Source organism: Aeromonas genomosp. paramedia (genome assembly GCF_023093515.1).
Lineage (GTDB): Bacteria > Pseudomonadota > Gammaproteobacteria > Enterobacterales > Aeromonadaceae > Aeromonas.
On record NZ_JAAROG010000011.1, the window covers coordinates 1 to 11,675 of the forward strand.

9 protein-coding genes are annotated in these 11,675 nt (G+C 60.6%); 6 read left to right on the forward strand and 3 right to left on the reverse strand.

The genetic code is table 11. The annotated features are described in order from the left end of the window. Both HB860_RS06555 and HB860_RS06560 read right to left on the reverse strand, forming a co-directional pair. On the reverse strand, positions 1-707 hold a 707-nt coding region (locus HB860_RS06555; RefSeq protein WP_247626115.1), incomplete at its 3' end, for a hydrolase. 28 nt (positions 708-735) lie between these two features. Next, positions 736-1,602, reverse strand: a complete 867-nt coding sequence (locus HB860_RS06560) for a pirin family protein (RefSeq protein ID WP_247626116.1) — start codon at positions 1,600-1,602, stop codon at positions 736-738. Between the two features lie 97 nt (positions 1,603-1,699). Here HB860_RS06560 and HB860_RS06565 point away from each other — a divergent pair, with 97 nt between their 5' ends. Further along, complete coding sequence (locus tag HB860_RS06565; RefSeq protein ID WP_247626117.1) at positions 1,700-2,590, forward strand: LysR family transcriptional regulator; 891 nt, start codon at positions 1,700-1,702, stop codon at positions 2,588-2,590. 85 nt (positions 2,591-2,675) lie between these two features. On the opposite strand, the gene HB860_RS06570 is transcribed toward HB860_RS06565, so the two are convergent. Continuing rightward, on the reverse strand, positions 2,676-3,998 hold the full coding sequence (locus HB860_RS06570) for a YjiH family protein (RefSeq protein ID WP_247626118.1): 1,323 nt from the start codon (positions 3,996-3,998) through the stop codon (positions 2,676-2,678). 459 nt (positions 3,999-4,457) lie between these two features. Here HB860_RS06570 and HB860_RS06575 point away from each other — a divergent pair, with 459 nt between their 5' ends. The 5 genes from HB860_RS06575 to rplY all read left to right on the forward strand — a co-directional run bounded on the left by HB860_RS06575 (position 4,458) and on the right by rplY (position 11,487). Beyond that, positions 4,458-5,528: a helix-turn-helix transcriptional regulator gene (locus HB860_RS06575; RefSeq protein WP_139434553.1), complete on the forward strand. Its 1,071-nt coding sequence runs from the start codon at positions 4,458-4,460 to the stop codon at positions 5,526-5,528. A gap of 82 nt (positions 5,529-5,610) precedes the next feature. Continuing rightward, the gene (locus HB860_RS06580) at positions 5,611-6,033 is read left to right on the forward strand and encodes a CBS domain-containing protein (RefSeq protein WP_106886806.1); all 423 of its coding nucleotides are present in this window, start codon (positions 5,611-5,613) and stop codon (positions 6,031-6,033) included. A 176-nt stretch (positions 6,034-6,209) separates the two neighbouring features. Further along, positions 6,210-10,124 (forward strand): ATP-dependent RNA helicase HrpA, encoded by a 3,915-nt coding sequence (gene hrpA / locus HB860_RS06585; RefSeq protein ID WP_247626119.1) that lies wholly within the window; start codon positions 6,210-6,212, stop codon positions 10,122-10,124. A 69-nt stretch (positions 10,125-10,193) separates the two neighbouring features. Then, the gene (locus HB860_RS06590; protein WP_247626120.1) at positions 10,194-11,036 is read left to right on the forward strand and encodes a hypothetical protein; all 843 of its coding nucleotides are present in this window, start codon (positions 10,194-10,196) and stop codon (positions 11,034-11,036) included. 163 nt (positions 11,037-11,199) lie between these two features. Next, entirely contained in the window at positions 11,200-11,487 is a 288-nt protein-coding gene (rplY, locus tag HB860_RS06595) for a 50S ribosomal protein L25 (protein WP_041205748.1), read from the forward strand. Positions 11,488-11,675 lie beyond the last annotated feature (188 nt).

Genomic DNA, 11,675 nt, shown 5'->3' on the forward strand with positions numbered 1-11,675 from the left:
CAACACAATGACGGGATACCGCCAGCAAAAGCCGAACATCGGCCTAACCGAGAGTCCGGATTTAGTTGACCACTACACTTGCCGTAGCTCTCGATCAGCAATTGATAGGCGGGGAAGATCTTCGTATAGATGGCGGCCCACTCCATCGCATCTGCCCGGTTCCAGCTGCCTTGCAGCTCGGAAGCCACCGCCGCAGTGTCCATGGGGACCACGCCCGCCTGAACCACGCGAGCCAGGGTGATCTCCTGGGCCATCTTGGAGTAGGTGCCCGAGGCATCGACGACCGCAAACACCTGATAGCCCGCGTTGACGGCGCTGATGGCAGGGAAGGCCATGCAGACGCTGGTGATGGTGCCGGCGATGATCAGCTGCTGCTTGCCGGTGGCCTTCACCGCCGCGACGAAATCGGGGTTGTCCCAGGCGTTGATCTCGCCCTTGCGCGCCACATACTGTGCGTGCGGCGCATTTTCGTGGATCTCCGGTATCAGCGGGCCATTCGGCCCTTGCGGGACAGATGCCGTGGTGATCACCGGAATATTGGCCAGTGTCGCCATCCTGGCGAGGGCGGCCGCGCGCTGGCGCAGTTCCGGCATCGGCATGTCGCCCACGGTCTGGAACAAGCCGCTCTGATGGTCGATCAGCAGCATGGCAACGTCATCTGGGTTGAGGACGGGTCTGGCGCCGCCGAAATTGGCTGGGTTGCTCATGATAGTCTCCATTTGTTGGGGCTGAGGTTCAGCGTCCGATCTGGCCAAAACGGCCACTGTTGTAGTCATTGATGGCCTGCACTATCTCTTCCTGGGTGTTCATCACGAAGGGACCGTGGCCGACGATGGGTTCATCTAAGGGGGCGCCATTGAGCAGCAGCAGCGTGGTCTCCTCCTCGACCTCGATCACCAGTTTGCTGCCACGGCGCTCCATGACGGCCAGCTCGGCGGTGCGGACCGCGTGGCGGTTGCCGAGTCGAATGGCGCCTTTGAGCACAAAGAGGGCCGTGGTGTGCCCTGGAGGCAGCTCCAGCGTCACCTGATGATGGGCCTTCAGGCGCATGTCCCAGACGTTCATCGGGGTGAAGGTGCGGGCGGGGCCGCGGGTATCGCCGAGCTGCCCGGCAATGATGCGAGCCTCTCCTGCGCCCTCTGGCAGTGCCACGCGAGGGATCTCGTTGGTGGTGATGCCCTGGTAGCCAGGAGCCGCCATCTTCTCTTTGGCGGGCAAGTTCACCCACAGCTGCACCATTTCGAAGGCGCCGCCCGTTTGGGCAAAGGCCGGGCTGTGGTACTCCTCGTGGATAAGGCCGGATGCGGCCGTCATCCATTGCACGTCACCCGGGCCTATGGTACCGCCGCCCCCCGAGGAGTCCCTGTGGGAGACGCCCCCTTCATAGACGATGGTCACCGTCTCGAACCCGCGATGAGGGTGCTGGCCGACGCCAAGTTGATGGGAGGTGGCCGGGAAATTGGCCGGGCCCGCGTAGTCCATCAGCAGGAAGGGGGACATTTCCTCTGCGATATCCTGGTAGGAGAAGATGCTCCTCACGGGGAAGCCATCGCCGACCCAGTGCCTCTCGTTGCTGCGCTTGATAAATGCCAGTTCTTTCATCTCAATGCCTCCGTTGAATCAATGGACACAGTGTAGAAAGTCGCCATTTACCGGACTAGATGGTTAAATAAGAAAACACTTTCTAATGAGTTGGAAAATGGACTTCAATCAGGTCGTCGTATTCGTCAAGGTGGTGCAAGCCGGCAGCTTCAGCGCGGCCGCGCGTCTGCTGGGGTTGCCGACCTCCACCGTCAGTCATCGGGTGGCCATGCTGGAGAAGCGTCTGGGCGTCACCCTATTGCAGCGAACCACCCGTCGGTTGCACCTGACCGATGCCGGGCAGATCTATTTCGACCACGCCTCGGCCGGCTTGGTGCATGTGCTTGACGCCGAGGCGGCGGTGACCGAAGCGCGGGAGGAGCCCTGCGGGCTGCTGCGGATCACGGCTCCCGTGGACATCGGCAACCAGATCCTGTCGTCCATCCTGGGGCAGATGCGCAGCCAGTGGCCAAAGGTCGACGTGGAGCTGGTGTTGATGAACAGCTACGTGGATCTGGTCGCGGAGGGCGTCGATGTGGCCATTCGCACCGGCCCTCTCAAGGACTCGACGCTGATCGCCAAGCAGGTGGGCATTGCGCGCTGGGCCCTGTTTGCGAGCCCCGATTACCTCGCCAGCGCCGGGATGCCAGATGCACCGCAGGCGCTGCGGCATCATGCCTGCCTGCAGTTCACGCCACTGGGCAAGGAGGCCTGGGTACTCCACGACGGGGTCGCCAACAGTGTGACCGTCTCTCTGGCCCGGCAGACACTGATCAACGATGTCGGCCTGATCATGACCATGGTGCAGGCCGGCGGTGGGGTAGCACTGTTACCCTCCTACCTGTGTCGCCAGGCCTGCGAGGAGGGGAGGCTGGTGCCTGTCCTGCCCGAATGGCATGGCAAGGCGGATCCCATCCATCTCGTCTATCCCAGGCAGCGCTTCATGCCCCCCAGATTGCGCACCTTCGTGGATCTTGCCACGCTGACCCTGCGACAATGGCTCGAATGACAGGTCGCCGATGTGGTGACGGCTGCCAGTACGCACAAAGAAACAAAGCGCCTGATGGCGCTTTGTTTCTTGATATGACGTCAACCTAGCTGAGCCAGCCTGTTGCCATGGCCAGTCGGCCGCACAGGGCCGCTAGCAGGATGCCAAGCAGGGTGCGCAGCAGCCAGATCACCACCAGCTGCCCCAGGCTCACCGGGATCTTGGTGGCCAGGATGCAAGGGATGGAGGCGGAGAAGAAGAGCACTGAACTCACCGAGACCACGGCGGTCACATAGCGCACCAGCAGATCCGCATCCTTGAGCAGGATGGCGGGCAGGAACATCTCAGCGAGCCCCGCCGAGAGCGCTCTTGCTGTCTCCAGCGGCTCCCCCAGATCCAGCAGCCAGGTGAGGGGCCACAGCAGCCAGCCAAGCAGATCGAACAGCGGCGTGTGCTGGGCCAGCAGCAGCCCCAGCAGGCCGACGGACAAGATGGTGGGCACCACGGCGGCGGCCATGTAGAGGCCATCTTTGAGGTTGTCCTGCAACTGCCTCAGCACGGGATCCGCCTGGCTGGACTGGGTGAGCCCGGAGGCGAGCGCCGCTTGCCAGCGGCTCATGCCTGCCGGCAGCGGCTCGTCGGTTTCGCCTTGGTGCGCCATGGTGCTGATGGGGGGGACCCGGGCCAGGATGGCGGTGATGACGAAGGTGATCACCAGGGTGGACCAGAAGTAGAAGTTCCAGTGCCCCATCAGGTTGAGGGTCTTGGCCACTATGATCATGAAGGCGGCGGAGACGGTGGAGAAGCCGGTGGCGATGATGACGGCTTCCCGTACCGTGTACTTGCCCGCGAGGAAGACCCGGTTGGTGATGAGCAGGCCCACCGAGTAGCTGCCGACGAAGGAGGCGACCGCATCGATGGCGGAGTGGCCCGGCGTGCGCCAGAGGGGGCGCATCACCGGCTGCATCAGCACGCCGATGAGCTCCAGCAGGCCGAAGCCGAGCAGGAAGGTGAGGGCCATGGCGCCTATGGGCACGATGAGCCCCACCGACATGGCCAGCTTGTCAAAGAGGAAGGGCAGGCGATCCGGCGTCATCAGCCAGGCGGGGCCCCAGCCTGCCACATACATGATGGCCAGCCCCAGCCCGAGCAGCTTGAACAGGCTCAGCACCCTGTCGATGGGGCGGGCGCGCCAGCGACCATCCAGCAGCGGGCTGATGGCGCCATAGGCGATCAGCAGCAGGATGAGCCCCAGGGCGAGCGGGCGCTGCGCCATCAGGAAGCCCGCCAGGTGATCCACCAGTATGGTGCTGCGCCCCGCGAGCTCGAAGGGCACGAAAAAGATGGCGATGCCGAGCACACTGGTCAGCAGCAGTTTGATGCCAGCCCCTGAGCGGGCAGGGGCGGTAAGTGCGTGTTCAGGTTCCATTTCCTCTCCTTGTGATCCACATGGTTCAACTCCCTTGATGACTACATTTGTATATACAATATCGACGCAAGCTTAAAATGGAAACAATAAATACACCAAAAAGCAACATTCGATGAGGATGGAATCCGTATGAGGCTTTTCTATGGGAGAGGGCGATGGCGGCACTGTGAGCAGCTCTCTGGCCGTGACAGAGCGGCCGCGCAGGGAGAGTCATGGCAAGAGAGGCGAGGTGGCAGGAAGGGCAGGCAGGAAGCGGGTAAATAAAGCTTTTCCATAACGACCAAAAAAGCGGAAAACCTGAGCCCGGATTTAAACATTTTCACGGCCCTCATCGAGGGAGGCTTTCTTATAACTATTTATGAAATGGTCATAAAGCCTTTGTTCATTTGACTACTTTTCGAGTATCTCATTGCGGAGTAAGATGCCACTTCAATAAAAATAAGAATTAGGAGTTCGGGTGTGAAGGCATTAGAGAAAGAAAGGATATCGCCCTATATCAGCCAGTTATACGAGTGCGGTATTAATGATTCTGACATTAAGTTGGTGGTGGACCAATTTCGCGCCGACCTGTCCGGCAGTTCATCCCTGTTTTTATTGCGGGATGATGACAAGAGCGACGGAATAAAGCTCTTCTCCAGCGGTCTGACCGAGGCCCAGCAGCAATTTTATGTGCAACACCATCGCCAGGATGTGTGGTTCAATCATTATCTGGACAAGGGCTGCCAGGGGATCGTCAGTGCCAATACCATCTCCAGCTCGGTGGGGCTGCTGGCCAGCTTCGGTGCCCAGTTTGCGGCGGGTGGCGTCTGCCGGGTGAAGGGGCGGGGTCTCAGCACCCTGTGCAGTTACCGCGGCGCCACCCAGGATGACTTCAGCAGCCGGGATCTTACCTCGTTGACAGAGATCTATTCTGGTCTGGCCGCCTGGAGCCAGCATTATTGGAACCTGCTGGCCCTGGAAACCCAGAACTATCAGCTGCAGCAACTGGTGAAAAACCATAATAAACCCAGCGCCATCATAGATGACAAGGGGCATATTCATTATTCCAATGTGGCGTTCAACCGCATCGCCGATGAAAACGTCGAGCTGCGGGCGGTCAATGGTATTTTCTCTTTGCAAAATAAGGAGCAGCAACGCCAGCTCAAGGAGACCTTGAATGGCTTTGCCTATTTGCTGCCGGGCGCCAGCGCCTATATGTCCATTCCCCGCCAGTCCAACCTCAGGCCCCTGCTGATCCAGTGCACCCTGATGAGCGGGCTCAGTCGCTTCGAGCGTTATGTGGAAGTGGTATTGCGCGATCCCGAGCACTCCTTCAACCCGGACATAGAGGCGCTGGCCAGCCTCTATCCCTTGACCATTGGCGAGAAGGAGCTGCTGGTGCTGATGAGCAAGGGCTACAGCAGCAACGACATCGCCGAACTTCGCGGCGTCAAGGTGGAAACCGTGCGTTCCACCCTCAAGGGGGTGTTCAAGAAGACCGATTGCCACAGCCAGAACGAGCTGCTGCTGCTGCTGCAATCCATCTCCTGATAGGCACCAGCTATGCTTGGAGTGAGCTGGACATAGTGCCCGGCTCGTGCCTCCCGTCGGGAGGCCTGTCGGGGGAAGCGTCATGGAATCACTCAAGGCAAGGGATTATATGCAGACCAAGCCCATCACGTTCAGCGCGGACATGATGGTGCAAAATGCGGTCACCAAGTTTCTCAACAGCCATCAGCTCGGCGGCCCCGTGGTGGACAGCCTGGGGCACCTGATTGGCTGGGTGTCCGAGCAGGACTGCATTGCCGTCATGTTGAAAGAGGCCTATCACTGCGAACAGGTGGCCCAGGTCAAGGATGTGATGCGCAAGGAGGTGCTGGCCGTGGGGCCGGACACCAGCATCCTGGATCTGGCGGAGATGATGATGGGCCAGAAGCCGAAGATCTATCCCGTGGTGGAGGAGGGTCGCCTGCTCGGGGTGATCAGCCGCCACAACGTGATGCAGGCCATTCACGCCCAGCTTGGTACCTGCTTCGTGCATCAGGCCAGGGTCTGATCCGGTTTTGCCGGATCATCGGGAGCAGGCCGGGTGCCTGCTCTTTTTATTGCCCGCCGGGGCTTTGAACCTGGCAGGTGCCGCTTTAAGGCTTGCACCGCCCCCGCTCGCTCTTTAGGATCGCTCCCAGCTAATCGATATGGCCCCTCTGGGCACTTATTTAAGGAATTCCTACCTTGTCTCTCTCTATCGAGGCGCTGCGCCGCCGTCTCTCTGCCTGCATGAACCTCGACGCCCGTCGGATCGTAAGCCGTCTGCACGGGGTCAAGAAGCTGCCGGAGGGCAAACAAGCCGCCGTGCTTGAGACCATAGCCGCCGATCTGGATGTGGCCGAGGGGCGCTACCAGTCCCGTCTGGCCGGTGTCCCGAAGGTGACTTATCCGGACAACCTGCCGGTCAGCCAGAAGCAGGCGGAGATCGCCAAGGCCATCAGTGAACATCAGGTGGTGATCATCGCGGGCGAAACCGGCTCGGGCAAGACCACCCAGATCCCCAAGATTTGCCTCTCGCTCGGGCGCGGGGTCAAGGGTTACATAGGCCACACCCAGCCGCGGCGTCTCGCGGCCCGCACGGTCGCCGCCCGCATTGCGGAAGAGATGGAGTCCGAGCTCGGCCACTACGTGGGCTACAAGGTGCGCTTTACCGATCAGGTGAGCGAGCAGACCCACATCAAGCTGATGACAGACGGTATCCTGCTGGCGGAGATCCAGCACGACCGCATGCTGACCCAGTACGACACCATCATCATCGACGAGGCCCACGAACGCAGCCTCAACATCGACTTCATCCTGGGCTACTTGAAGCAACTGCTGCCAAAGCGCCCGGATCTCAAGGTGATCATCACCTCGGCCACTATCGATCCCCAGCGCTTCTCCCGTCATTTCAACCAGGCGCCCATCATAGAAGTCTCAGGGCGCACCTACCCGGTGGAGGTGCGCTACCGCCCGCTGTTTGCTGATAAAAAGAGCGGCGACAAGAGCGAGGGGTTGGAGGAGCGCGACGAGCTGCAGGGGATCTTCGATGCGGTGGAGGAGCTTGCCCGGGAGGGGCTGGGGGATATCCTTATCTTCATGAACGGCGAGCGGGAAATTCGCGATACCGCCGATGCCCTGCGCAAGCTCAACCTGCGGGACACCGAGGTGCTGCCGCTCTACGCCCGCCTCTCCAACGCCGAGCAGAACAAGGTGTTCCAGCAACACGCCGGGCGGCGCATCGTGCTGGCCACCAACGTGGCGGAGACCTCGTTGACGGTGCCGGGCATTCGCTACGTCATCGATCCGGGTACTGCCCGCATCAGCCGCTACTCATGGCGCACCAAGGTGCAGCGCCTGCCTATCGAGCCGGTCTCCCAGGCCAGCGCCAACCAGCGTAAGGGTCGCTGCGGCCGGGTAGCGGACGGTATCTGTATCCGCCTCTACTCGGAGGAGGATTTCAACAACCGTCCAGCCTTCACCGACCCCGAGATCCTGCGCACCAACCTGGCCTCCGTCATCCTGCAGATGCTGGCGCTTGGCCTTGGCAACATGGAGGCCTTCCCCTTCGTCGAGCCGCCGGAGTCGCGTCATATCAAGGATGGCCTGACCCTCTTGAAAGAATTGGAGGCGGTCAAGGAGCTGCCTGGCACCCGGGATCAGGAGCCCAGGTTGCAGCTGACCGAAAGCGGTCGTCAGCTGTCGCGCATCCCACTTGATCCGCGTCTGGCGAAGATGGTGATCAGTGCGGCGCAAACCGGCTGTCTGAGCGAGGTGATGGTGATCACCGCGGGCCTCAGCATCCAGGATCCCCGCGAGCGGCCCATGGAGAAGAAGCAGGCCGCCGACGAGCAACACAGACGCTTTGAAGACAAGGATTCCGACTTCCTCGCCTTCGTTAACCTCTGGAACTACCTGAAAGAGCAGCAGGATCTCCTTGGCAGCAATCCGTTTCGCCGCATGTGCCAGAAGGAGTTCCTCTCTTACCTGCGGGTGCGAGAGTGGCAAGACATTCACTTCCAGCTGCGCCAGACGGTCAAAGAACTGGGCTTCAAGGCCAACCATGAACCGGCAGATTTCAAGACGGTGCATTGCGCCCTGCTGACCGGCCTCTTGAGCCATATCGGCAACAAGGATCTGGAAAAGCCCGAGTTCCTTGGCGCCCGCAACGGCCGCTTCCACCTGTTCCCGGCCTCGGGCCTGTTCAAGAAGCCGCCCAAGTGGGTGATGGCCGCAGAATTGGTAGAAACCTCGCGCCTCTACGCTCGTATCAACGCCAAGATTGAGCCCGAGTGGGTGGAGCCGCTGGCTGGCCACCTCATCAAGCTGCACCACAGCGACCCCCACTGGTCGAAGAAAAATGGCGCCGTGATGGCCAAGGAGAAGGTGACGCTTTATGGCCTGACCCTGGTCAACGAGCGCACCATCAACTTCAGCCGCCTCGATCCGGCGCTGTGCCGCGAGCTCTTTATTCGCCGCGCGCTGGTGGAGGGGGATTTCGAGACCCGCCATCGTTTCTTCAGCGATAACCGCAAGCTGTTGGCCGAGGTGGAGGCGCTGGAGCACAAATCCCGTCGGCGCGACATTCTGGTGGATGACGAGGACTTGTTCCGTTTCTACGATGCCCGCTTGCCGGAGGAGGTGATCTCCGCCCGCCACTTCGACAAGTGGTGGAAAGAGGCGCAAAAGCAGGATCCCGAGCTGCTCAACTTTGAAAAAGAGATGCTGATGAAGGGGGATGCCGCCCACATCAGCGATCTCGACTACCCCAATTTCTGGCAGCAGGGGCGACTCAAACTCAAGCTGAGCTACCAGTTTGAACCGGGGGAGGCGGCGGACGGCGTGACCTTGCATATTCCGCTGCCACTCTTGAATCAGGTGGAGGTGAAGGGGTTCGAGTGGCTGATCCCCGGGCTGCGCCATGAGCTGCTGGTGGCCCTCATCAAGTCGATGCCCAAGCCGATGCGCAAGAACTTCGTACCAGCGCCGAACTACGCCGACGCCCTGCTCGCCACCCTCAATCCCGAACAGGGGCCGCTGTTGGACGAGATGGAGCGCCAACTGCGCCGCATGACCGGCGTCACTGTCCCCCGCGAATCCTGGGACTGGGCTGCGGTGCCCGATCACCTGAAACTCACCTTCCGGGTGGTGGACGACAAACACAAGAAGGTGGCGGAAGGTAAAAATTTGGAGGAGCTCAAGGAGTCCCTGCGCGGCAAGGTGCAGGAGACCCTCTCCCAGGTGGCAGACGATGATATCGAGCAGTCCGGCCTCACCCTGTGGAGCTTTGGCGAGTTACCGCAGGAGTACAGCCAGAAGCGCGGTGGTTTTGAAGTGAAAGCCTATCCGGCTCTGGTGGATGAGAAAGATTCGGTCTCCATCCAGTTGGTAGAGAGCCCGGTGGCCCAGCAACAGCTGATGTGGGCCGGCCAGCGCCGACTGGTGCTGCTCAATGTGCCATCTCCCATCAAATACCTGCAGGAGAAGCTGCCCAACAAGGCCAAGCTCGGGCTCTATTTCAACCCGTTTGGCAAGGTGGCCGAGCTGATTGACGACTGTATCGCCTGTGGTTGCGACAAGCTCATCGAGCAGCATGGCGGGCTGGCCTGGGACGAGGCCGGTTTCGAGGCACTCAAGGAGTATGTCCGCGCCGAGCTGAATGATGCGGTGGTAGAGGTGGCCAGGCAAGTGGAAGCCGTGCTGACCCTCTCCCATGAGATCAAGAAGCGGCTCAAGGGCAAGATGCAGCTCGACACCGCCTTTGCCATGTCCGACATCCAGCAGCAGCTCGGCAACCTCATCCACAAGGGCTTCGTGACCGAGACTGGCTGGCAGCGGCTGCCTGACTTGCTGCGCTACCTGCGGGCCATTGAGCGGCGTCTGGAGAAGCTGGCCATCGATCCCAACCGGGACAGGGTCCATATGCTCAAGGTGCAGAGTGTCGAGAGCGACTACAAGGCGCTGCTCGCCAAGATCCCGAAATCCCAGCCGATCCCCCCCGAGGTGGCCAATATCCGCTGGATGATAGAGGAGCTGCGAGTCTCCTTCTTCGCCCAGCAGCTGGGGACACCTTACCCCATCTCGGATAAACGGGTGCAGAGCGCCATAGCCCAGTGCTAAGCTGCTATCTATCTGTTTTATTGGATAGAATGAAAACAGACCGGGTTTGAAGGGAAGGGAGGCCGTCATATGCTGGGGATCTGGTTGGGGGTTGCGCTGGTCAACATCAGCGGCTATCAGCCCATTGCGGAGCAAACCTGGGTGCAGCTCAACCCGGAGTACTACCCGGTGCACAGGGCCGTGCCTCCCATCTTCGTGGCCTGGCGGGGCAACCAGTTCCCGCCGCTCGAACAAAAGAAGAAGAACGGCCACTGGCAGATCCTGTTTCCCGCTCGTCTGGTGCCCCCCTTCGATCTGTTTGAAGGGGAGGCCCAGCTCTCCAAGGCCTATCTGGCCAGGCTCAAGCGCATCGATGAGATGGCCTATGGCATGGCCCCCCATTCGGCCGTGCAGCCCGTCGCCAGTGGCTCTCTCGCCCCTGAGGATCAGGGAGGGGCGGCCTTTATCGCCGAGTTCTCCTTGCCGGGTTCGAATGCGGGGAGGGGACGGATGCCCCAGAGCGAGCCGCTGCTGGCCAACCTGATGGGGCGGGCTGCGCCCATCCCCCTGGGGGCTTCCGCTCAGAGCGGTGCCGTGCAGCTCGCCACCCTCGGCCAGGGCACCGAGGGAACCACGTTGACCCTGTCCGCGACTGCGGCGGGAGGGGCGTCGCTAGTCTGTCACCAGGTGGCGGCGGGGGAGACGCTCTGGCGCATCGCCAGCCAGCTCCAGGCACAGGTGGGCAGCGGGACTGATACCTACAGCTATCTGCTGGCGCTGGTGGAGGAGAATCGCCCCGGGATGGGCAAGGGAATCAGGGTACAGACGGGCCAGCGCCTCTACTGCCCCAAGGCCGAGACCCTGGCCCAGTTTGACGCCATGAGCCCGGCCCAGCGCCAGCAGCAGTTTGCTCGTCTGGAGCAGGGGCGCTGAGGCGCGTTCGGATAAGATCCGATGCCGCTGTGGGGAGGCGCGAATGGCGAGTCGTGCGTCCCTTGTATCCACCCCGGGCCCATGCTAGTATTCGCGCTCGTTTTGCGAGGTGCTGACCGGTCGCAGTCAACACCATATATTCATCTTAAAAGAGATAACCACTATGTCTTTCGTATTCCAAGCTGAAGTCCGTTCTGACCTGGGGAAAGGTGCGAGCCGCCGCCTGCGTCATGCTGACCAAGTTCCTGCCATCGTTTACGGTGCAGGCAAAGAAGCTGTGTCCGTTACCCTGGACCACAAAAAGCTGATCTTGGCCCAAGAGAAGCCGGAGTTCTACTCCTCCGAGCTGACCCTGGTCATCAACGGTGAAGAAGTCAAAGTGAACGTGAAGGCTATCCAGCGTCACCCGGTTCGCTACAAGCTGGTTCACCTGGATTTCGTTCGCGTCTAATCGACAACGAACTTTCCTGTAAAGAGGCCACCCAATCGGGTGGCCTCTTTGTTTTTACAGCATTTTTACCCACAAAAATAAAATACTCAAACAGCACTATTGGTCTTTACTTGAAGGCATGATTGACAGCAGGACACCCGTTGTGGTGCTCTGATGTCCACAAGGTACTCGGGCAAGTCCACTTTTTT